Source organism: Mycobacterium sp. AZCC_0083, assembly GCF_014202335.1.
In the GTDB taxonomy this organism is placed as follows: domain Bacteria; phylum Actinomycetota; class Actinomycetes; order Mycobacteriales; family Mycobacteriaceae; genus Mycobacterium.
The window spans coordinates 21,649-43,859 of record NZ_JACHGP010000017.1 but is presented as its reverse complement, the minus strand read 5'-3'; the positions used below and the strand labels follow the sequence as shown (position 1 = coordinate 43,859).

Annotated in this window: 19 protein-coding genes and 4 pseudogenes; 10 read left to right on the top strand and 13 right to left on the bottom strand. The window is 63.8% G+C overall.

All coding sequences use genetic code 11. The annotated features are described in order from the left end of the window. The first annotated feature begins 745 nt into the window (after positions 1-745). Complete coding sequence (locus HNP02_RS33010) at positions 746-973, top strand: hypothetical protein (protein WP_184444879.1); 228 nt, start codon at positions 746-748, stop codon at positions 971-973. Here HNP02_RS33010 and HNP02_RS33005 read toward each other — a convergent pair. Next, positions 970-2,127 (bottom strand): lipase family protein, encoded by a 1,158-nt coding sequence (locus tag HNP02_RS33005; RefSeq protein WP_184444878.1) that lies wholly within the window; start codon positions 2,125-2,127, stop codon positions 970-972. The genes HNP02_RS33010 and HNP02_RS33005 overlap by 4 nt on opposite strands. A gap of 130 nt (positions 2,128-2,257) precedes the next feature. On the opposite strand from HNP02_RS33005, the pseudogene HNP02_RS42310 reads away from it, so the two are divergent. Continuing rightward, positions 2,258-2,413 (top strand): annotated as a pseudogene (locus HNP02_RS42310) (thiamine pyrophosphate-binding protein); the annotation flags it as partial. A gap of 18 nt (positions 2,414-2,431) precedes the next feature. Here HNP02_RS42310 and HNP02_RS42305 read toward each other — a convergent pair. Both HNP02_RS42305 and car read right to left on the bottom strand, forming a co-directional pair. Beyond that, positions 2,432-2,650: pseudogene (locus HNP02_RS42305) on the bottom strand (acetyl-coenzyme A synthetase); the annotation flags it as partial. A 182-nt stretch (positions 2,651-2,832) separates the two neighbouring features. Then, complete coding sequence (gene car / locus HNP02_RS32995; RefSeq protein WP_184444877.1) at positions 2,833-6,360, bottom strand: carboxylic acid reductase; 3,528 nt, start codon at positions 6,358-6,360, stop codon at positions 2,833-2,835. A gap of 120 nt (positions 6,361-6,480) precedes the next feature. Here car and HNP02_RS32990 point away from each other — a divergent pair, with 120 nt between their 5' ends. After that, positions 6,481-7,071 (top strand): TetR/AcrR family transcriptional regulator, encoded by a 591-nt coding sequence (locus tag HNP02_RS32990; protein WP_184444876.1) that lies wholly within the window; start codon positions 6,481-6,483, stop codon positions 7,069-7,071. Here the strand turns inward: HNP02_RS32990 and HNP02_RS32985 are convergent. Next, positions 7,068-7,715, bottom strand: coding sequence for an FMN-dependent NADH-azoreductase (locus HNP02_RS32985; RefSeq protein WP_184444875.1), 648 nt, complete (start codon positions 7,713-7,715; stop codon positions 7,068-7,070). The two genes, HNP02_RS32990 and HNP02_RS32985, sit on opposite strands and share 4 nt — an antisense overlap. 304 nt (positions 7,716-8,019) lie before the next feature. Here HNP02_RS32985 and HNP02_RS32980 point away from each other — a divergent pair, with 304 nt between their 5' ends. Further along, positions 8,020-8,964 carry an SDR family NAD(P)-dependent oxidoreductase gene (locus HNP02_RS32980; RefSeq protein ID WP_184444874.1) on the top strand — a complete coding sequence of 315 codons (945 nt, stop codon included), beginning with the start codon at positions 8,020-8,022 and terminating at the stop codon, positions 8,962-8,964. Between the two features lie 246 nt (positions 8,965-9,210). Here HNP02_RS32980 and HNP02_RS32975 read toward each other — a convergent pair whose 3' ends face one another. From HNP02_RS32975 to HNP02_RS32960, 4 genes are all read right to left on the bottom strand, one after another. Then, positions 9,211-9,387 (bottom strand): hypothetical protein, encoded by a 177-nt coding sequence (locus tag HNP02_RS32975; protein WP_184444873.1) that lies wholly within the window; start codon positions 9,385-9,387, stop codon positions 9,211-9,213. Positions 9,388-10,019: 632 nt separating this feature from the next. Beyond that, positions 10,020-10,781 carry an SDR family NAD(P)-dependent oxidoreductase gene (locus HNP02_RS32970; protein WP_184444872.1) on the bottom strand — a complete coding sequence of 254 codons (762 nt, stop codon included), beginning with the start codon at positions 10,779-10,781 and terminating at the stop codon, positions 10,020-10,022. A 27-nt stretch (positions 10,782-10,808) separates the two neighbouring features. Continuing rightward, positions 10,809-12,275 carry an APC family permease gene (locus HNP02_RS32965; RefSeq protein ID WP_184444871.1) on the bottom strand — a complete coding sequence of 489 codons (1,467 nt, stop codon included), beginning with the start codon at positions 12,273-12,275 and terminating at the stop codon, positions 10,809-10,811. A gap of 14 nt (positions 12,276-12,289) precedes the next feature. Further along, positions 12,290-13,327, bottom strand: coding sequence for a 1-aminocyclopropane-1-carboxylate deaminase/D-cysteine desulfhydrase (locus HNP02_RS32960; protein ID WP_184444870.1), 1,038 nt, complete (start codon positions 13,325-13,327; stop codon positions 12,290-12,292). A 122-nt stretch (positions 13,328-13,449) separates the two neighbouring features. Here HNP02_RS32960 and HNP02_RS43865 point away from each other — a divergent pair, with 122 nt between their 5' ends. Both HNP02_RS43865 and HNP02_RS32950 read left to right on the top strand, forming a co-directional pair. Continuing rightward, positions 13,450-14,028 (top strand): helix-turn-helix domain-containing protein, encoded by a 579-nt coding sequence (locus HNP02_RS43865; protein WP_184444869.1) that lies wholly within the window; start codon positions 13,450-13,452, stop codon positions 14,026-14,028. Between the two features lie 367 nt (positions 14,029-14,395). Beyond that, positions 14,396-14,590 (top strand): hypothetical protein, encoded by a 195-nt coding sequence (locus HNP02_RS32950; protein ID WP_184444868.1) that lies wholly within the window; start codon positions 14,396-14,398, stop codon positions 14,588-14,590. 76 nt (positions 14,591-14,666) lie between these two features. Here the strand turns inward: HNP02_RS32950 and HNP02_RS32945 are convergent, their stop codons facing one another. The 4 genes and pseudogenes from HNP02_RS32945 to HNP02_RS32935 all read right to left on the bottom strand — a co-directional run bounded on the left by HNP02_RS32945 (position 14,667) and on the right by HNP02_RS32935 (position 17,432). Beyond that, positions 14,667-16,358, bottom strand: a complete 1,692-nt coding sequence (locus HNP02_RS32945; RefSeq protein ID WP_184444867.1) for an alpha-keto acid decarboxylase family protein — start codon at positions 16,356-16,358, stop codon at positions 14,667-14,669. Positions 16,359-16,403: 45 nt separating this feature from the next. Further along, positions 16,404-16,571, bottom strand: a pseudogene (locus HNP02_RS32940) (acyl-CoA synthetase); the annotation flags it as partial. Then, positions 16,564-16,731, bottom strand: a pseudogene (locus tag HNP02_RS44175) (acyl-CoA synthetase); the annotation flags it as partial. The pseudogenes HNP02_RS32940 and HNP02_RS44175, both read right to left, overlap by 8 nt. A 218-nt stretch (positions 16,732-16,949) precedes the next feature. Beyond that, the gene (locus HNP02_RS32935; protein ID WP_309241776.1) at positions 16,950-17,432 is read right to left on the bottom strand and encodes a hypothetical protein; all 483 of its coding nucleotides are present in this window, start codon (positions 17,430-17,432) and stop codon (positions 16,950-16,952) included. Positions 17,433-18,207: 775 nt separating this feature from the next. On the opposite strand from HNP02_RS32935, the gene HNP02_RS43125 reads away from it, so the two are divergent. Next, a complete protein-coding gene (locus HNP02_RS43125) occupies positions 18,208-18,333 on the top strand; it encodes a hypothetical protein (RefSeq protein ID WP_255507233.1) in 126 nt (41 codons plus the stop codon). Between the two features lie 875 nt (positions 18,334-19,208). Continuing rightward, positions 19,209-19,871, top strand: coding sequence for a TetR family transcriptional regulator (locus tag HNP02_RS32930; protein WP_184444866.1), 663 nt, complete (start codon positions 19,209-19,211; stop codon positions 19,869-19,871). Between the two features lie 90 nt (positions 19,872-19,961). On the opposite strand, the gene HNP02_RS32925 is transcribed toward HNP02_RS32930, so the two are convergent. After that, positions 19,962-20,483, bottom strand: coding sequence for a YceI family protein (locus HNP02_RS32925; RefSeq protein ID WP_184444865.1), 522 nt, complete (start codon positions 20,481-20,483; stop codon positions 19,962-19,964). Positions 20,484-20,709: 226 nt separating this feature from the next. Between HNP02_RS32925 and HNP02_RS32920 the strand changes: the two genes are divergently transcribed. Further along, entirely contained in the window at positions 20,710-21,357 is a 648-nt protein-coding gene (locus HNP02_RS32920) for a TetR family transcriptional regulator (RefSeq protein ID WP_184444864.1), read from the top strand. A gap of 195 nt (positions 21,358-21,552) precedes the next feature. After that, positions 21,553-22,197 (top strand): VOC family protein, encoded by a 645-nt coding sequence (locus HNP02_RS32915; RefSeq protein ID WP_184444863.1) that lies wholly within the window; start codon positions 21,553-21,555, stop codon positions 22,195-22,197. Positions 22,198-22,211 lie beyond the last annotated feature (14 nt).

Sequence of the window (22,211 nt, the reverse complement as noted above, 5' to 3'; positions counted from 1 at the left end):
GTACGGCGGCATGGTGTGGTTTGGTGCATGCCGTCGGTGATCGGATCAGGTCTGTGGCTGGTGTCGACGAAGCGGCCGCCGCGACGCTGCGAGACGTTGGACGGTGCTCGTAGCGGTAATGTGATCGCTGCCAATCAAACTCGCGCGTGTTACCGTCCATACCGCGGCGAGTTCGACGATGAGACCGACGGGCGACGCATCACGCAATCGCAGAGGATTGGGCACGCCGGCGGCGGTATCTCATGTGTGGTCCGATATGCACGCGGGCCGTCCCGAGTCCGCAAGTAGCCGGCGCTTGCGTCTCTTGAGTGACGATCTGGTCGAACCTGGTGCCTATTAGCGAGACCCATTGCATCCCAGATCTTTCGGGTGAGAGCGTTTGGGTGGGTGTCGGGAGATTGAAGTGCTCAAACCTCGATCCGCGACCCTACGATAAGGGTCCGTTGAGCTTGTTTTAGCCGGTGTCCGTGTTCGTCGTAGGCGGGAACACCCAATTTGGATAGAGCGTAGTACTTGAGTCGTATTGTGGTGGAGTCGATTTCGGGGGGTCCAACGGAATTCCGCCGTTCATCGGGGATCTCACAGGAGCATGGCGTCTCTCGCATCTTGATGCCCCGCTCGGCGGAGTTGTCGTGCGCACCAATTCCATGGTGCCGACAGTGTGCTGGCGGGCACCGACCGCTCGGCTACCCGCGGTTAGAGTGCGCTCGACCGGTGTTTGCAATGGGCCGCGAGCGGAATGATCATGACAACCGATCACAGCGTCGTTGCTGTTTGGTGCAGCCCTCAGCTGATCCAGCGCCGGCCTCTGCGCGGCAATGCGGCCCACCATCCAGTCGTACCGGAGGAGGCCGAGAGACGAAGCCAGGATATTCAACTGCGCCTGGCTGATCGGATCACCACCTTCGAGCTGACCCGTCAAATCCATTTGCTGACAACGGAGTTGCATCGCCGGCTCGTCGACACGCCCTAGCGCGGACAGGTCGTTGCGATGGGAGTGCCGGCGAACAGGTCGCCGATCCACTGCGTCCACCGGTCCGACACGTGACCAGGGGCGTCGTGATCGCCTGGGACGACCAGGTCGTGCACCGGGGTGCCAAGGGCGCACATCTTGGCGATCGCTTCGGTGGACCACGCGGTGCTCACCAGATGATCGGCATCGCCACGGACGATGTAGGTGGGCAAGGTGGTGGCCGCCTTCGGCAGGTTGGTGCGCGACTCGAAGTCCAAAACGGGTTGTACGGCAGCATCATCGACGAACCGGGCCTCATCGGGAGTGGCGGAGGTGCCGATGGCCACGTCGGCGGGCGTGATGGCGCCGGTGCACGTCGACTCCAATTGCGACGCGGCGGTGAGCAGATCACCGTGCAGCACCCGGTCATAGCCGTACCCGGGATCGTGGTAGCGCACTGCAGCCACCAGATACGGCACGATCAGGTATTGAGCGGGTTCGTTCAGTGCGCCGGCGCGCACGGTATCGGCGAACTTGATCTCCAACGCCGGAGACATCAGCACGACGCCGCGGATGTTCAATTCCGGTGCATAGGATTTCGCGGTCTCGGCGGCAGACTCCGCGGCTCGCCCCCCCTGGGAGGATCCGACCAGCACCGTATCCGAGGAAAGCGGCAGGCCGGTGGCGTGCGCGGCGCGCACCGAGTCGAGCACGTCGTAGCCCGAGGACGGGGTGTCCAGGTACGGCGCGTTTCCCGGGCCGTCGAGCCCCTGGTAGTTGGTCATCACGACGGCTCGGTGCCCTGCGAGCAGCCGCGTCACCGTGGGGCCGGAGCCGAACAGGCTGGGTGAATTGGTCGGCGCGCAGGCACCGACCACGCCGGAGGTGCCATGCGCAAAGGCGATCACCGGCCAGCCCCCAGCGGGCGCGTTGCCGTTCGGCAGGAACACCGCACCCGACACCTCGATAGGCTGTCCGGCCGGGGAGGTCGACTGATACCGGATGTACGTCGCAGACGAGACCACTGACGACAAATTCGGGTCGAAGTTGGCCAAGGATCGCTTGGACATCAGCGTTCCTGGCGGTTCCACCTTCGACGTGGTCACGTCCGGGGGCGTACCGCACGCTGCCACGACCATGGCTGCCGCCAACGCGGCAACGACTCGTGTCCTCATGCGACTCCTTCGGCTCCGACTAAACCCTAGGACACCTCCGATGCAGGCGGCTACCTTGGACAAGGTGAACTCCGGCACCCCAACATCGTTCACCCGGCTGGGAAATGGTCGATGCGTGAAGGGTTCGAACGTGAACGGTGCTGAGAGCCTGGTGCGCACGTTGGTGGCGTGTGGGGTGACGACGTGTTTCGCCAACCCCGGAACCTCGGAGATGCACTTCGACGAGGTCGAGTGGATGCGCGCGATTCTCGGCCTGTTCGAGTGTGCGGTGACGGGCATGGCCGACGACTAGGGTCTTGGGCAGTTCGGGAACGACGTGGATCTCGCGCGCCATCGCGATCGGTGATAACTCGTTGGTCACCTGCTTTCGGAACTCTTCGACCATCGCTTCATCGTTGGTTGCGCGGGCCTGGCTGGCCGCCAGGATGACGAACGCGCAGATCGCCTGACCCGTCGTGTCGTCGCTGGCGCCCACGACGGCAGCCTCGGCCACCCCGGAATGTCCGACGAGAGCGGACCCCACCTCGGCGGTCAAGATGCGGTGCCCGGCAATGTTGAGGTGTTTGTCCGTCGTCTCGCACGCCCATCGCTTTTCACTACCTCCCGTTCCTAATGCCTCCCAAGTCGAAGATGGTCATGGGACGCGACTGCGTCCAGCAATACAGCCTGAAGGCTCGTGTCTTCGCCGCTGGTGAGAGGGTTGGTCTATAGCAAGCCGAGCAGTTGCAGGTTGGTGATGTATTTGACGACGATCGGCGCCGAGACATGTGGGATGTCTTTGTCAGGGCCGATTTTCGCTTCCTGCACCGCGGAACGGAACCGGTCGGTCGGTGCGATGGTTCCGCGAGTTGGCTTTTCGGGGTGTTGGTAGTTGTGCAGCAGCGGCAGAAGCGAGGCTTGGCGCTGCCGCTCTGGTAGGGCGCGCAGGGTGGTATCGAACCGCTGGAACCACGCGCCGTAGTCGGCGACGCGATGGATCGAATAGCCGGCGTCGATCAGCCAGTCGACGTATTCGTCGAGTCCGAGGCCGTCGTCGTACGGGTTCATTACGTGGTAGGTCGCCAACCCAGCCACAGTCCGTTCGCCAAGTGTGGAGATCGCCTCGGCGATGAAATCGACTGGCAGCCCGTCGTAATGCGCGCGTGGCCGATTGCCGTCGGCGTCGAGTTCGTAGAACGAGCCCGGCGCGATGCCGGTGGCGACCAGGCTGAGCATCAACCGGGTGAACATGTCGGGCACGTTGAGCTGGCCCACGTACTTGGTGTCCGCGAGGATCATGTCGCAGCGGAACACCGAGACTGGCAGGCCACACAGGTCGTGGGCCTCGCGCAGCAGCACCTCCCCCGCCCACTTGCTGTTCGAGTAGCCGTTGGCGTAGCCGTCGTCGACTCTGCGGGTCGGGCTGATGATCCGGATGTCAGCGTCCTCGGTGAACGCCGACGGCGGCTCGATTCCCTCGCACACGCCGATGGTCGACACATAAGCGAACTGCTTGCGCTTCGTGGTGAGCGCGATGCGGATCAGTTCGGCGGTGCCCACGACGTTGGGGCCGAACAGCTGGTTGTAGGGCAGCACGTGGTTGACGAGCGCGGCGGGGTCGACGATCAGATCGACCGAGTCGGCCAGGCGCTGCCAAGTCTGCTGATCCAGGCCGAGGTTCGCCTCGCCCTTGTCGCCGGCGATGACCTCGAGACGCTCGGTGGCCAGCTTCCGGTAGTGGCGCAGCAGCACTGGATCGCCACTGTCGAAGGTCTCGTCCAGGCGCTCCCGGGCATCCTCGTCGGACTTGGCCCGCACCAGGCAGATCACCTTGCCGCCGACCTGTTCCATCCGCTCGAGCCATTCCAGAGCTAGATAGCGGCCGAGGAAACCCGTTGCACCGGTAAGCAACACGGTGCGCACCTCGGTGCTGGGCCCGGGCAGCGACGGTGCGGTGGCGAGCGTCTCGACATCGATGAACTTGTCCAGCGTGAGGTCACTGGCGTGTATCTCGGTGACGTCGCGGCCGTGCACGGTCGCGACGGTAGGCCGCTGCGCGCTTGAGGTCCGTTCCGCCTCGATGTAATCGGCGATCACTCGCAGATCGGTCGCCGGGCTCACGATGACGCCGACCGGCACGTCGATGTCGAAGATCTCGTGCAGCAGGTTGGCGAATGTCAACGCCGACAGGGAGTCTCCGCCTAGATCGGTGAAGTGCGCGTCGGGCTGTAGATCGACGGCTGCCGCGCTCAGCAGTGCGCCAGCGGCCCGGGCGACGGTGTCCAGTACCGGCCCCGTTGCGCCGCCCAGGCGCAGCGCGCGCAGTTCGTTGGTCTGGCCCTCGGCGAGGTCGGTGTACAGCTGCTCGAGACGCTGACCGTAGTGCTCCTTGAGCTTCGGGCGGGCGACCTTGCGGATACCGGTGAGCAAGCCGTTCTCCAGTGTGAACGGTTTTGTGTCGACGACGAAGTCGCGCGGAATCTCATAGGACTGCAGGCCCGCTGATCTCGCCAGCCCCTGCAGAGAGTCGCCGATGAGTGGCTTGAGCGACTCGACATCGCCGCCGCTGCGCGCCAGCGTGTCCTCGGTGGGCACGACGACGGCCAGCAGGTAGGAACGCGCGCTGTTGCCGTAGACATAGATCTGCCGGATCAGCGGGCTGTCGCCGAATACTGCCTCCAACTTCGAGACGGCGACGAACTCGCCCTGCGAGAGTTTCAGTACGTTGTTGCGGCGGTCGAGGTAGACGAGCCGATCGGGACCGACTTGGGCCACGACGTCCCCGGTTCGGTAGTAGCCGTCCGGGTCGAACACGTCCGCGGTGACCTCGGGTCGCTTGTAGTAGCCGGGGAACATGTTCGCCGTTTTGACGACGAGCTCGCCTCGCGGGTGCGGTTGATCGGTGTGGAAGTAACCCAGATCGGGCACGTCGACCAGCTTGTAGTCGATCACCGGCGGCCGACGCACCTGGCCGTCGACGAAGATCGCTCCCGCCTCGGTGGAGCCGTAGCCCTCCACCAGATGTAGATCGAGGTAGGACTCAGCGAACGCCTTCAATTCTGCCGAGATCGACGCCGAGCCCGTATTCGCCGAGACGAACCGTCCGCCGAGCACGGTCTGCCGCTGCTCCGCCATCACCTGCATCTCCAGTGCCGCTCGATCGGCGCCGGCGGAATATCGCCGGCCCACTTCACTCTGGAACACGCCGAACAGCATGTCCCAGATCCGCGGCACGAAGGTCAATTCGGTGGGCCGCACCAGCGCGAGGTCGTCCAGGAAGGTGGAGAGGTCGCTCTTGGCCGCGAAATAGGCTGTGCCGCCGTTGCCGAGCGTCCCGTACAGGATCCCCCGCCCCATGCCGTGGCTCATCGGCATGAAGCTGAGCGCGATCGACGGCTCGGCGCCGTGCTGCCCACCCACCGCTCTGGGCGGCTTGCGCCAGAAATTGGCGACCAAGCGTTCGGGGTACATGGCACCCTTCGGCGCGCCGGTGCTGCCGGAGGTGTAGATCAGCAACGTCAACGGGTCGTCCTCGTCGGCGACCGGCAGCGGCGCGACCGGCAGCGCCTTCCCCCGGGCGAGAACCTCGGCCAGCGTTTCCACGATCACGGGGCTGCCCGCTTCTGCCAACCGCGTCCTGGCGGCTTCGACCGCCTCGCGCTGCGCGTCCACCTCCGGGTGATAGTCGAACGCGACCAGTCGCGCTGGCCCATGACCGGTCAGCACCAATTCGACGGCGTCGTCGAGATAGTCGACGCTCGAGGCGATCACAGCCGGCTCGGTCTCGGCGACGATGGGGCGCAGCTGGGCGACCGGCGCGCTGGTCTGCAGCGGAACCGACACTGCGCCCATCTGGACCAACGCCATGTCGATAGTCGTGTAGTCGATGCTCGCAAAGCCCAGCACGCAGAAGCAATCGCCGGGCCGTACCGGGTCGCACGCCAGGGCGGTTGCGATCGCGCCGACGCGGTCCCACACCTCGCGGTAGGTGATGGTTTCGAACCGCGGTAGCAGCTCAAGGGAAGTGCGGCCGGTCTCCGGGTCATTGACGAATCGGAGGGCGCGCTGCCCGAGTGCCGGCCGGTCCGCGTAGCCCTCCATCACCGTTCGCAGAAGCTGCGGCAGTCGCACCCCGGGTTGATCGATCGCCGCAGAAACGGCCTCGCTGGGGAGGGCAGCGGCGAACTGCTGGTCCGTAGCGTACAAATCGGCGATGCGGCGCGCGAACCGCTCTTCACGGGTATCAGTTGCCACGAGAATCACCAGTCCTTCCGAGAAAGTCTTTTGTCGGGGTCAGCACCGACGCTAGCGCGGATATCGACTAATGGCAACGTTCTGTTGCCATTAGTCGAAACGTGTTAGCGTCGTGGGCCTATGGACGGTTCGACGCGGCGAACGACGGGCGTGCAGCGCGGTCCCCGAAGCCAGCAGGTGGTCGAGAAGGTGCGCGAAGCCACCATGGCCGAACTGGCACGAGTGGGTTTCCCGGGGCTCACCGTCGAGGGAGTCGCCAAGGCCGCCAACGTCAATCGCACGACGATCTATCGGCGATGGCCATCCAAGGGCGCCCTGCTGTTGGCCGTCCTCGAACCGGGACTCGAGCGTTTCGACCACGATCCCGATACCGGTTCGCTGGGCGGTGATCTGCTGGCCCTGATGCTCATCATCGCGGAGAGAATGGCCTTGCCCGAGGGGCAGGCGGTCTACCGCGCGGTGGGGTCGACGTCAGAAGAACTCAAGGACCTCGTCGATACAGTCAACGACCGTGCGCTCGGCGCATTTCGGCGCGCCTTCGATCACGCACGCGCCCGGGGCGAGGTGGGACCAATCGACGACACCGAAGTGATGACGCACCTGGCGTTCTTCGGCGTCGTGCTCTGGCGGGAGACCCGCCAGCGCCCGCCCACCGAGGAGGAGTGCGGCCGGATACTGCGGGTCGTACTCGCAGGCCTGACCGCCAGCTAGGCAGCGTCTTCGCCGGCCGTCCAGAGCTGGTCGATGGCGATGAGAGCATTGTTGAGGCTTTCGGCGGCAAGCGGTTTCAGATGAGCCAGCTTCGGGTCGGCATCGGCTGTCGTGAGTTCGGCGGTGATGAATCGCGACTCGAGCCCGGTCACCGACAGGGCATGTGGCAGCCAGGTTTCGGCATGATCCCAGCCTTCACGCGGCGTGCCGGGACCGTAACCGCCGCCGCGGCTGGCAAGCACGATGAAGTCGGCGTCGCCGAGGAGGCCGGCATGGGTCTCGGCGTCGATGGACAAGCCCGGGGCGATGATGTGGTCGACCCATGCCTTGACCGTGCTTGGCGGACCGAAGTTGTACAGCGGGAGGCCGAACAGGACCGTGTCGGCCTGTTTGATCTCGTCGATCAATTCGACACTGAGCGCGAGCGACGCGTCTTCTGCCTCAGTGCGCTGCGCCGCGGTCACCATTCGCGCCAGTCCCGTCGCGGCATCCAAGTGCGGTATCGGGCTGGCGCCGAGATCGCGGTAGGTCACCGTTGCGCCGGGATGGGCTGCCCGCCACCGATCGGCGGCCCGGGCGGTCAGTCGACGACTCACCGAGGCGTCGCCCCGGACCGAGCTGTCGATATGCAGCAGATGTGACATTCCCTAATCCTCCATAGATCGTCATTGGACCGTGCGAAATCTCGGCTTGCGGTGTAATGCCCAAGTGCTCCAACGTTTCTCGAAACGTGGTGCGCTCTTGGTGGCGCCCACCAACTCGTTGCCGCGTCCTGTCGGTGGCCGCTTCCCAACCACACGCTAGCGCAGGAAAGGACAAATGGCGACATCATGTCGCCATTTCCGCTATCGTCGCATCATTGAACAGATCGACACTCCTGAAGCCACTGCCTGTCGACCTGCCTGACTTACCCGGGTCGATCATCGCCAATCCATGAGGAGACCCATCGTGATTGCCATCAAGACCCGCTTCGGCTTTTCCAGCACCGCCGAAGAGGTCGCCGCCGGCATCGACCTGTCCGGCCATCGCATCGTGGTCACCGGCGCGGCGTCCGGCCTCGGCGTTGAGACCGCTCGTGCGCTCGCCGGGACCGGCGCCGAAATCACCCTGGCCGTGCGAGACACCGCAGCTGGCGAACGTACCGCCAACGACATCGCCGAGTCCACTGGCAACCACGCACTGCACGTCGCCGCGCTCGACCTCACCAATCCGGCCTCGATCACGGCGTTCGTCGAGTCCTGGGACGGACCTCTTCACGTGCTAGTGAACAACGCCGGAGTGATGGCCAGCCCCGAAATCCGCACTGCACAGGGGTGGGAACTGCAGTTCGCGACCAACCATCTAGGCCATTTCGCGCTCGCCACCGGACTTCACAAGGCACTCGCCGCGGACGGTGCAGCAAGGATCGTGTCGGTGAGCTCCGCCGGCCACCTGCTCTCCCCGGTATTCTTCGACGACCTGCACTTCACGACGCGGCCCTACGACCCGTGGCTGGCCTACGGGCAGTCCAAAGCCGCCAACGTGCTGTTCGCCGTAGAAGCGACTCGCCGATGGGCCCGCGACGGCATCACCGCCAATGCCCTCATGCCGGGTCTCATCATGACCAACCTGATGCGCCACCTCGAGGACACGAACGTGAATCGGATCCCAGAAGAACAGCTCAAATCCGCGGAGCAGGGTGCGGCCACATCTGTGCTACTCGCCGTGTCGCCACTGCTGGACGGTGTTGGCGGCCGCTACTTCGAAGACTGCAACCAAGCCGAGACCGTTGATCCTCCCATCGGTCGCAGTCGCTCTCGCATCCGCACGGGCGTGGCGCGATACGCTCTCGACCCGGCGAACGCCGACCGACTGTGGACGGTCTCCGAAGAACTGCTCAAGGCGGCCGAGTAGCGATCGGCGTGCCGCCGAAATCCGGGGCGACCGGTTCAGCAGCCCAGTATGTCGGGTCAAATGGTGGAGACGGTTGGTCTCCAACTGTTCGCCCGGTATTGGCACATTTACGCTGTTCCGCCAATTCTTGTCACGTGCGACGCGCCGGTGAACGCCCGCCCCGCGCGCCCGTTCGGGTTGACGCCGTCGTCGAGCCAAGTCGCCGCTGTGTCGGTGTCCGCGGACCCGTCGTCCGTAGCGGCAGCGTCAGCCCAACCAGCTCGCGACCTTCCGAGTGTTCCCGATGAGTATCCAGGTCGGGGCGCGGGTGTCGCCCTCGGAGTAGTACTCCCCCGCCCACCGTAGGCGCGGCGACGATCCATCGTCGCGGGCCATGGCTTTGTTCGCGGTGTCGTTGTAGTAGCTGATGCCCCACTTCGCCAATCAGGCTATCGGCACTTCTCCGATCACCTCGCCTGGGGGCGAACCGCGTTACCGTGGAGGCGTTTTCGGGTGCGCCAGGAAACCTAGTATCGCGGTGGTTCTTGCGCCAAAGTGCCGACGACTTCTTTGGAGGTTATGGCGTTGGAGTTGTTGGGATGCAGCGGATTTGATTCGTGGAAAGAGTGTTGGATGGACCTGTAGAGGGGTTGATGGGTGGGTACTGTTGGGCAACAATGCTTTAGGAGATGAAAGCGAGAAGTAGGTGATCGCCGAGTCGTCGAGCGTCGCCTGCTCGCAGTAGGCTGGAATACCGCGTTACCCGCCGCGGTGACCTACCCGATCACGAAGTTGCCACGGCCGCACCTCTCGGGGTTGAACGCTCGCGCCGCCCGACGGCTACCGGGTCATCGCTGCGGCGCCCAGCTCGGGATCTGCGTCCGGTCAACTCTTCGGCAATGGAGCGGCCGGGGAGGCGAGCGCGGTGGGCCCGGTCGACACACGCGACTCCGCTGCAAAGGTGGATCGTTGTGGATTTGTGGCGACCGGTCCTCACAGAAGCTCTTCCTCCCTATGAGGTCTGCCATGCAACAACTTTCAAACCCGACCGAGTCGGAATGTCGGTGCCGCATCCGTCACGCCTTGGCTAGCACGCCGCCGTCGACGAGCATCGCTGAACCCGTCATGGCACTTGATGCGTCGGAGAGTAGGAATGCGATCGGCTCCGCGATCTCGCGGGTTTCGATCGGACGCCCGATGGGTTGAAAGTCGGCGAGGGATCGTTCAAGCTCGCTTCGGCCGCCGAGCATCTCGTAATGAGGGACATTGAGTGCGGTATCGACGAAGCCCGGGCAGACGACGTTGGCGCGCACGCCCTGGTGCGCGTGGTCCAGCGCGATGGCCTTGGTGAGCATCAGGATGGCACCTTTGCTCGCGGCGTAGAGGGCAAGTTTCTTTTCGGCGCCGATCGAGTTGATGGAACCGACGTTCACAATCGATCCTGTGTGCTGCTCGATCATGATGGGCAGCGCGGCCCGACAGCACAGGTACGTTCCGCGGACGTTCACGCCGAAGATTGCGTCAAATTCGGCCAGCGTGCTGGACGGGACGTCGTTGGGGATAAGCACGCCGGCGTTGTTGACGAGGCCGTCGAGGCGTCCGAATTGCGCGAGCGCGTCCGCGAAGCCGCGGTTGACGCTGGCTTCGTCTGTGACGTTCAGCTGGATGGGGTGCCAGCGGGCGTCGTCACGCACCGCCGAAAGGGCGGCGAGTTCGCTATCGTCACGACCCGTCGGTATGACGGTGGCGCCCTGTTCGTAAACGACGTCGGCGGTGGCGGAGCCGATTCCGCCGGCCGCCCCGGTGATGAGGACGATCTTGTGGTCCAGCAGTCCCATGAGGTGTCCTAGTCTTCGGTGCGGAGGTTACGAGGCCACGGGTTGGTCGTCGGTGAGCACACCGCCGGGCTCCTCGGTGAGCGCCTCGGGCGCAAAGATCAGGTAGCCGATGAACACCAGAATCCCGATCCCCAAAACGACCGCTGCGATGATCACGGCGGTGCGGAAGTTCTCGGGCAACAGAAGGGCACTCAGCTCGAAGGCCAGCCACACCAGCGATGCGCCGACGACGTATGGCGCGGACCGGCCAAGGGTGAAGACATCGTCTGCCATGGGCAGTCTGTCCTTCGTCACGGCGAACAGGATGACCGTGGCGAGATAGATGATGGCGGGCAGGATGGTGGCGGCGGTGAACAGGTTGCTCAGCGCGGTGGTCTGGTTTCCTACGGCGAGCATGATGACGACCAGTCCGGCGAAGATGAGCAGTGTCGCGGCGATCGGGCTGTCGGTGCGGCGGGCCACGGTGGAGAACAGTCGGCTTGCCGGGAAACGCTTGTCGCGTGCCATGGCGAAGACCATCCGCGATCCGCTCATCATGATGATCAATGAGTTGGCGAACAGTGAGATGACGAAGATGACGAGGAAGATGTTGGCCACCACACTGCCGAGCTGAGCCTGCATGATGTCGGTGATCGGGGTCGCGCTGTTGCTGATGTCGATGACGTTGGGCATCGCCACGACCAGCGCGATCAGGAACAGCAACCCGAGCGCACCGGACGCTGCGGTCGCCCTCATCATCGCTTTCGGAACAACCTTGGTCGGATTCTGGGTCTCTTCGGCGAGGTTTGCGATGGATTCGAAGCCCACGATAGTGAACGCGCCGAGGAGAACGGCAAGCATGAACGGCCCGTTGAAGCCGTAGTAACCGGAGCCCTCGGGCACCACACCGGTGGAGGTCAGATTGGCCAGATCACCTTTGCCGCCGGCCAGTGCCACGACAAGCAGCACGATCGTCAGTCCGGCGACTCCGACGATCTCGGTCACCACCGCAGCGGCATTGATACGCGCAGCGAGTTTCGTCCCGAAGATGATGACGCCAGCCTCAATGGCTGCCACTGCGATCGTCAGCGCTTCGGCGACGTGCAAGCTGGGTGCGATGTGCAGCAGCGGCATCAGGGCCTGGGTCACGAAGCCGTAGTTGGTCGCCACCACAACCACTGCGAGGAACGCGTAGGACAGCCAGCCGAAAATCCACCCGACTTTGGGGCCAGCAAGTCGGGAGGCCCATTGGTAGGAGAACCCGGCCAGGGGGATGCGGGCGGCGAAATGCGCGTAGACGAGTGTGATGAGCAGCTGCCCGATCGCGGCCGGGATCCACATCCACAGTCCTCTCGGACCCGACGTCGCCAACAGGAAGGCGAAGGTGGTGAAGATGCCGCTGGTGATCGAGATGAAGGAGAATCCGACCGCGAACGAGCTGAACGACTTCAGCGTGCGGTCGAATTGCTGCTTGTAGCCGAACTGTTCAACGTCGGCGTCCGATGGTGTGCTCATGAATGTTCCTTGGGTCAGGAGTGGATGGGCGTTGGTGGGGGGTCGGTCTGTCGCCAGGCGGTGACCCCGGCGGTGTCGGAGAACAGCGCCGGGATGCCCCCGGTGTGCCAGAACACGATCGGGCCGTCGACTTTGGCTGCCCGGTCGACTACGGCGTGCAGCGCTTTGGCGCTGTACACCGAATCGGTTAGCACTGCTTCATTTTTTGCCAACAGATCGAATGCGGCCTGTCCGCCGGTTGTGGGAACGGCGTACGCCTCACCCAGGTATCCGCGCAGAACGGTGGGTTCGACGACGCCTGGATCCGCGCCGAGCAAGGTGTGCAGGCCGCCCTCGATCGTGACGACGTCTCGAGCAAGGTCGGTCTGGGTCTTGGCGACTCCGACGCCGATCACCTGCGGGCCTTCGGCAAGGACACGGTGTGCGAAGTCGAGACCCGCCTGTGTTCCGCCCGTCGACGTGGCGTGCATGATCGATTCCGGTGCAATCCCATGTTCGTCGAGTTGCTCGAGCAACTCGAGATAGGCCGCGACAAAGCCGAGCGCTCCGATGGGTGTCGAGCCACCCACCGGGATCATCAACGCTCGGCGACCCGCGGCGGCGAGTTCGTCGATGAGGGATCGAGCGATGGTTTCCAGCTCGTCCCAATCGTGTGTTCCGGCGAAATGCAATTCAGCGTTGAGCGCGACGTCGAGGGAGAGGTTGCCGCTGGGTCGAGAAGGCCGGGCGCCCCCCAACACCAAGTGGCAGTCCCATCCCGCCAGACATGCTGCCGCAGCGACACTTCGGGCATGGTTGGACTGCGGAGCTCCGACGGTCACCACGGTGTCGATATCGCCCCGCTCAACGGCATTGCCGAAGATGTACTCGATCTTTCGCGCCTTATTGCCGCCCAGCGCTAGGCCGGTCAGGTCGTCACGTTTGATCCAGACGTCGCCGCCTACCGCGGCGGAGAATCGCGCGGCGTAGGTCAGGGGTGTCGGCAGATTGGCCAGGGAAAGGCGGGGATGATCGGCCAGCGCTTTGAGCAGTTGGGCTCGCGTGCACGGCATACCCGGAGCCCTCGATTCTGTTCGGCTATACCGAACAAATGATACGTAAGTGTTCGGTAAAGGGGACGGTAGAGTAGCCGTCGACTGAAGTCAACAGCGCATCGACTGATCAGGAGACGGCCGTGAATTCTGACCTCACCCCGGCCATCGGTAGGCGCCTACGTGAGATGCGAAAGATGCGGGGCCTGAGCCTCCGCGAACAGGCCAGCCTGCTGCAGGTCAGCCCGTCGACCTTGTCCGAACTCGAACGTGGAATTGCCGGCATCTCATTGCAACGACTGCAGTCGGTGGCAAAAAGCCTCGGAATGAGTGTCTCTGACCTGCTGACCAACGAGGAAGCGCCCAGCGTCGAGGCCCGACCTCTGGAGATCAGCCAACCCGCGGACCTCGGAGCGACATCCATCCGCCGCGGCCGCGGCGTGCACTACACCCTCGTGGGATCACACGGAGAGCACAGCTTGCAGCCCTACCGCATCATGTTCGATGCCGGGGCCGGATATACCGACGATCCCATCGCCCATCCGGGAGAGGAGTTCGTCTACGTCCTCTTCGGCGACGTGTACCTGCATCTGGGCGCTCAGCAGCATCTGCTGACGACCGGGAGCTGCGCTCGGTTCGATAGCGGAGTGCCCCATGCGTTCTCGAACGCCTCGCATTCGGACGTCGCCGGCCTAATCGGAGCGGGAACGCCACCTTGGTAACACCTTGCCGTTGCCGGTCAGGATCTGCTCGGCAGCCCCGTAGGTCCGCAGAATCTCCGCCTGGCAGCCATCCGCTAATCGACAAACCGAGCACCCGCCAGGCACCCGCCGGGCGGCGCGCCACGGTCCGGATCGGCCGCGGCCCGCTGACTAACACTCGATAGGGTCGCCGCACAACCAGACACCATCAGGCACCCACCACCCCGGGATGTGTTCCGGCCGGGCGCAGGGCCGCTCAGCCGACCATCTATCTCTGCAACCACTGCAAAGGCCCCTCCACGACGGCGCCGACCCTGCCCAGAGTCGCCGTCCGGCTATCCCGCGAGGCGCGGGCCATACGGCATTTGCGGGTGTGCCACTCGCGAAAGTGAACGACAAATCGCAACGGCGCGTCAACTGCCTGCCGCTCGCGCGGCGAATCACCGCGGCGCACCCAACCCAGTACCCAGTGCACCCGCGCCACCCCGGTCTCCCGCAAAGGCAACCACCGAGTATCGGCGACCCGGCGAACACCGACCGACTGTGGACGGTCTCCGAAGAACTGCTCAAGGCGGCCGAGTAGCGATTGGCGAGCCGTAGAACGCCTGGGCGACCGGATCGGTAGCGCTCCCTGGTTCGATGCCTCCCCTACCAGCCGATCAATCCTCCGATGGCGTCGACTTGGTTGCCCTCTTCCCACGGGCGAATTCCATAAGCAGGTGCGGTAAGTCCATCCGCGGCAGCACTACTTCGATGAACCAAGCGTGTTCGGGGTCCGAGGCGCCGTGGAGGGCGGCCCCCAGCTCGCCGACGGTTCGGACCTTCGCGGTGCATACATCGGTACCACCAAGGGCAGCGGGCAGCTCTGTCCAGTTCCACTGGACGATGTCCTGATAGTCGGCGTTTGGACTCTGGAGCAGTCGTTCGACCGTGTAGCCGTCGTTGTTGAGCACGAACACGACCGGCCGGATACCGCGGGCATAGAACGTCCCGAGCTCCTGCACGGTCAGCTGCGCCGAGCCGTCCCCGATGAAGAGGACCGGTCGCCGATCGGGCCGGGCCAACGCGGCGCCGAGCACGGCCGGCAGGGTGTATCCGATCGACGACCACACCGGCTGGGCGATCAGGTCGGACTCTGGTGGCAGCCGGAGACCGAGCACGCCGTAGAGCGCCGTCCCGATTTCGGCTGCCACTGTCGTCGACGCCGGAAGCCAGTCCTGCACCCGTGCCCAGAATCGTTCGTGGTTCAGAAGTTCGTCAAAGTTCCCGACGGGGACGGACGCGCGCGCCGTGGCCGCGATCGCACTGGCGTCGGCGAACTGGCTGTTGCTCACCAGCTGCTGCAGGACCTGCAGCGAGTCCTCCAGCCGCACACCGGGGTACACCGCCCGCCCCATCCGCGCGTGATCGACCGCAAGCTCCACCGCGAGGGCAGAGTCATAGCGATGGGTGAAGGATCCGGTGGTGAAGTCGCTCTCCACCGTTCCGGCCAGGACCAGAAGAGAACCGTTGTCGATCGCGTCTCGGGCCTCGTCCGACCGGGTCGCGGCGCCGGAATACGTGCCCAGGCTGGCCGGGTGGTCCTCATCCAGCAGCGCCTTCGATCCAGGCTGGGACGCCACCCGGACCCCGGGCAGTCCGGCGAGTTCGGCCACCATCGCCTCCAGTCCCCGGCGATGGATGCGTGGCCCCGCCAGCACGGTGATCCCCTTCTCGCCGGCGAAACGACGTCCGAGGGCCTTGCGGAACGCCTCGACCGCGCCAGGCTCACTGCCCATGCACCGCAAGGGGATCCGCAACGGCGCACCGAGAACCGGCGCGTTCGCGACGTCAACCGGCACGCCGATGTAGACGGGCTTGCTCGTGTCCAGTGCGACCTGCAGGACCCGGTCGATCTCCTGCGCTGCGGTGCGCGGATCCAGGATCGCCTGCGCCGCAGTGACTTCACGGGACATCCGCGCGAACCGCAGGAAATCACCGTCGAGCAAGGTGTGGTGCAGCGGGGCGCGACGCTCGATCGCCGCACGCGATGGCATGCCGACTATGTGCACCACGGGTACGTCTTCGGCGTAACTGCCGGCGATACCGTTGATGGCCGACAACTCGCCCACCCCGTGGGCAGTGACGAGTGCACCGAGGCGACCACCCACCCGGGCGTATCCGTCCGCGGTGTAGGCGGCATTGAGCTCGTTCGTCGATCCCGACCAGTCGATGCCCTCTACGGCGAGCAATTCGTCGAGAAGCGTCAGGTTGTAATCACCGGGCAGCCCGAAAAGGTGGCCGACGCCAAGCTGCACCAGCCGCGTCGCCAGGTAGGAGCCGACAGTTGTCGAGGTGGTAGCGGTTGTCATTGTGCTTCCCTGACTTCGATGTGAATACCGGCTCTCGAACCGGGTTGCCTGGACCTCTGCGGTCAACGCCGCGACGGCCGCCTCGTCCGCTGGGACATCGGGCCGCAGCACCACGACAGCGGTGACGGCTTCGCCCCACTTCCCGTCGGGTGTCCCGATCACGCACACCTGGGCCACCGAGGGATGTTCGGCGACAACGTCTTCCACCTCGCGCCCCGAAAGCCCTTATGTACTGGCTGATTCGATCGGCGAGCTGGCCGCCCGTCAGAGTGGTGTCGCCGAGGAACAGCACTGGCTTGTCTCGGTGGCGCTTCAGCGCGCTTGCCAGCAGGTGACCGGTGTGGTTGGGGTTGCGCAGCAGGTCGTCCTTCATATTCACACCAGTAAACAGTATATACAAGTCAATGGCAAATACGTGCAGCGCGCAGTGAAACGCTGCCTGAACGGCCACGTCGGCCAGACCCGGAGGAGCGCAACCTTGCGACCGGACGTTCCGAAGGAGCTATCTCGTGGATGCGGCATTCAACTACCCGACGTTCGCGGAGGCCTACAACGTCGCCGCGTTGGACCTGACGGACAAGATGCACACGCTCAGCCGGTTCCGCGGCTGATGCCGACGCCGCCATCGGTTGCGGACCCAAACCGATGACGTTGCGCCGTCAGGGCAATCATCTGACCGGGTTTCGACGTGGTTGGCAGGCGGTTGACCCGTACCGCTCTCGGAACGTTCATCGAGTATGGAACCAAATAGTCGTCGATGAGGCGACGAAGGTACCGCTCGTCGTTGTGCCCAACGTAAGCGTGCAACCACGTTGTGCACTGTTGCACCAGATCGGGTCGCAGGGGGATGCGCTTAATGGCGACCGATTTGATCAGATGGCGAATCGCTGGGAATGTGTCACCGGCGCCGATTGATCCGAAGATGTGGTTACGTTCAAGGGCGCTCAGGTGCGGCTTTACGGCCTCAGCGAGCGCCCATGCCAAGTCGGTTTCTTGCACAATTGCCGCCACGGTTACCACCCGCTCGTATTCCGCCCAGTGCCGGAGCCCAGCGCGGCGCGAATCCAGGAGCACCGCATGGATTTTCGAAAGCAGCAGCCGAGAGTGCCGAGCATTCGACGTTCAATCGTGACTGCCACGTGCGCTGTCATAGTCGAGTCGGGGGACGGTCAGCTCACCGCGGGCATGCCACGAAAGCATGCCTCTCCCATTGCGCCAATAGACTTTGTACCTAACCTCGTTCGTGTCAACGATCGTGCCGACACCGCGCGTATTGCCCGCCCGCAGCAGCACGGTATCGCCGATAACCGGATTACGCGGATTGCGTCCGACAATCATTGCCAACCGCCTCCGAATCGATGCCCGATCTCAGCGACAAACCAGTGCCCTTGGTCGTCGACAACGTCCCAGGAATAGGGACCGCGTAGCTGTGTAGTGCCCAGCGCGTGGACGATACGGCGTGCATCTATCTCCGAGCGGACATCGGTTACCCGCCGGCCGTCACTAGTGGTGAGAGTCCACATGGTTGCAGCTATCGATGGTCAAGGCCGGATATGGCGAACGCAGCCAGAGCGATTGCGGCGGCGGGGTTTCAGGGTGCGTCGTTGCCTTCATGACGGGACCTTCGTTCTGCATGTGATTCGTGGTCACGTGGGCGACCGTCCCACACGGGATTGGTCGTTGGGCGTGGTTTGGGAGTAGCTGTCGGTTTCTTCGGCGGCAACGCCCTGATTGTTGTTGAGCTTCTCCGCTCAGTTCCGCCACGCCGCCGTTTCGGGATCGGCGATATGCGCCTACACACCAGGCACGAGATGGCTCGCCCCAGACTGATCGATCGCTAACCGCAGGCGTGTCGAAGTGGGCTGCCGGCCGGGTGAGCCGGCTGATGCTCCCTGCCGGTGCGGTCATCACACTCCTTGCGGCGTTCTACTCGATCCCCACCGATCGCGGGGCCAACACCGCGAGGTTCTTCTGATCGCCGTGAACCCCAGCGAGACGACGTCAAACCGTACGGGTAATGCGTTGCCTAGATGAAGCGCGAGAGCAGCTATCACCGCGCGCGTCAGCATCGGGCGAGACATCAGCCACTCGTCCACACATTCACTAAGGAGCTGGCCGTCCTTGCAGACGACTTCATAACCGAGAACGGCGGCAGCCAGCAGTGCCCATGCCTGTCTGGCGTTCACATCAACCACCCCAGGAAGCCACGACCCCAAATCCGTGGAGACTCTCCCTTGCCCGTATCCCCTTGGGCTTTCGCCTGAGCCTCAGACCACTGTTCGCAACGGCGCTGAGCCCACTCCGCCATCCAAGCCGCGCGGTCAGCGCATATCGTCCATGTCATCATCTTGCCTGCGATTCACGAGCATTTGCGGTCAAATCGTCGCGCTGCAGCAACTGCATGTCGCGCTGCAGCCGACACCCATCAAGGCCCTCGCCAGCGGGAATCCTTGGCGGGTGGCAGTGATTCTGTCCTTCTCCACCGGGTCCAGTACAAAGATGACCCTACGCGCGTAACGGCTCGCACACAAGAGTGACTAGTATTTGCGTGTTGAGCGTGTCTCCGAGTGTGCCGCTCATGCTTGGGGTCCTCGTTACGCTCGAAGCTGTGAGGACCGAGGTGGGAACTCGAAGACATACGGCGCCATCTCAACGAGCTTTCAACTTCCCCCCGGGTGCCGGAGATGGCGTGCTGAGAGCCGGCCGCCACGGCTGGATCCGTTGAGCGTCCGGGCTTCCGCTCGCTGGTCGCACCTCGACACGGCCCGGCTACAGACCGCAACAGCTTCCGACAGGATAGATTTGCCGACTGCTAGCATGCTGAAAGTTGGACGAGACGAGGTGCATACGGTGACTGCAGACGAGCTCGCAGACGAACGGCCAATCGGCAGACGCGAGCGCAAGTTGCAGCAGACGCGAGCGTCGCTCACTCGCTCTGCGTTGGATCTCTTCTCAGAACGCGGATTCGATGCGGTAACGGTGGTCGACATCGCCGACCGTTCGGATGTAGATCCCTCAACGTTCTTTCGGCACTTTCGCTCAAAGGAGTCCCTGCTCTTCACCGACATGGACAACTACGTCGCGACGATTCGGCCGTTGCTTGACGAGAGGCCGGCCGACGAGCCCTTGATCGAGAGCCTGCGAGCGGTTTCCATCCAGCTTTCCGACTCCTACGACTATGAACTGGAGAACCTCCGAGCCGAGTTGACCGAGTCATCAGCAGAATTGCGCGCACAAGTGGTCATTCATCGCGAGCGAATGGCTGCCGAACTTTCCCAGCTGATCGGTGAACATCTGCGCATTGACTCAGAAACCGATCCGAGGCCCTATCTCGCGGCCACTGTTTGGGTCGCGGCGTTCGACTGGTTCCGCCACCGGAACGTATCGACACGCAAGCGGGTGAAGAACGTGACCACTGCGGTAAATGACATAGTGGAGTTTGTTCAATCTGCTCCCGCGGTCTTGCTCTTGTCCCCCAAGTCGGCGGCCGGGCGGAAGAAGAGATCCACGTAGTCCGTTCACACAGCCGCCGCAGCTCTTTCCTCCAGAGAAGTGACCAAAGGGTCTGCCGTAGCACAAGATCCACGCTCACGCCCGGCCCGGCTACGCTCGATTGAAGTAGGCAGTGATGTCCACGTGAATTTTCGTGCTGGACCGTATTTGGGCGGCGTATGACATACCCCAGTCTCTGCGGTCGATGTCAACCTCGGAGGAGAACTTCAGCGAACCCCCGGTGTTGCTGATCTCCGCTCGCAGAGTCAGAGGTCGCGTCTGTCCGAGGATTTCGAGGTCTCCGATGAGTTCGAACTGTCCTGCGCTGGTGAGTTTCCCGGTTGTCGCCGTGAAAACCATTCTCGGGTACGTTTCGACGTCGAAGAAGTCGGGACCGCGAAGGTGGGTATCCCGCTTGGCGATCTTGGTATCGATAGAGGTGGCGTCGATGACTGCTGATCCGGTGAGTGCGCCATTGGGATCCACGCTTGCCCAGCCCTCGAGCGCACTGAACGTGCCGTTCACCTTGATCACCCGCAGGACACTGGTCTGGAACCGGATCACCGTCCGACTCGGATCCAGGATCCAGGATCCGGTGACGGACGCCAGGTTGGTAATCGTCGGACTGCTCATCAGTGCCTCCAGCGCTTTCGTTTGAGGATGTGTGCCGGTGGTTGGTATGACCGGTGAGCATGGTTCACCGTCGTCGGAAGACCTTGCACCGTACAGAGACGCCACGGTTCGACACAGTATTACGCGTCTGACGTGATAATACCAGTCACTGGTATTATCACTGCGTAGCGCTGCCCCGTAGCGGGTGCTGAGGTTCGGATGGCCCGAGAGGATGCGGTGAGCGAGGGTGGACGAGTCTGCAACCAAGCAACCGGCTGGTCGCCGCTGCCGCAAGGTGCAGCGGACACGTTCGGTGCTCGCCCGTTCAGCACTGGACTTGTTCGCCGAGCGAGGATTCGACAACGTGACGGTGACCGACATCGCCAACCGGGCCGACGTCGATCCGTCGACGTTCTTTCGGCATTTCCGTTCCAAGGAGTCGGTGCTGTTCACCGACATGGACGTGTACGTCGCCCGGATTGGCGGTCTGATCCATCAGCGGCCGTTGGACGAGCCGATTCTGGACACACTGCGCGCTATCACCCTGCAGTTCGTCACCACCCAGGGATTCGACAACCAACTCGAAGATCTTCGCGCCGAGTTAACCCAGTCCTCTGCCGAGCTGCGAGCCCAAACCGTGGTACGCCGCGAGCAGGTGGTCGCGGATCTGGCCGAGCTGATCGGTGAACGACTGGGCATCGATCACCAGAACGACCCACGGCCCTACCTTTCGGCGACGGTCTGGCTCGCGGCGTTGGAGTGGTATCGCCGACGGCGTGTCTCCGTGCACCGCCGCACCGTCGACGCGCCCGAAACGTTGGACGAACTCGTGGCCATGATTCGGTCGGCAACCTCGCAGCTGTTCGCGGGCCCAGAGTCGACGACGCCGAACTGAAGCCCCATCCCCATCGCGACCTTCCCCCGGCACCAGTGGTCCGGGAATCCTGCTCGCCGCCAGTGCGATCAATGCAGCGACGCAGGGAAACTCCATGCACTACACTCTGCATGTAACATGAATATACCAGTGACTCGCAAGATTGCTCACGACTCGACAGCACCGGCGCACCACCAGCACTCACAGGAGACCACCATGACGAACCGGCCCATCGACGGCAGCCAGGTAACCCCTTACAAACTCGCACACCTGGTGTTGCGGGTGTCCAACCTCGAGCGCAGCGTCGCGTGGTATCGCGAAGTGCTCGGTGCGCGCATGGTTGGTTCCGGTGGCTTTTTCGCCGGCATCACCTACGACGAGGAGCACCATCGAATCGGTCTCATCGAAGTAGCCGGAGCCGGTCGCGAGACGGAGACCTTCGGTGCCAGCACCCTGGTGCAAGATGAGGCTGAGCGCGCCGCCACGGCTGGCGCCGACGCTCTTCAATTCTCAACCGAACCCGGACTCGAACACGTCGCATTCACCTACGACAGCCTCGAGGGCCTTCTCAACACCTACGTGCGACTGCGCGACAAGGACATCAAGCCGATCCTGACCGTCAATCACGGCCCGACGACGTCGTTCTACTACAACGACCCCGACCGCAACCGGGTGGAACTTCAGATCGATAACCTGCCAATGGGTACGGCTCAAGAGTTCGTTGACTCTCCCGAGGGGCAGGCGAACGTGGTCGGTGTCTTGATCGATGCCGAAGATCTGCTACGGCGCTACGAAGCCGGAGAACCCGTACGGACGCTGGTGACCTGGGAGGCATGGCGCCAGCCGGAGCCGGCCGAGTAGTAGCGGCTCGCTAC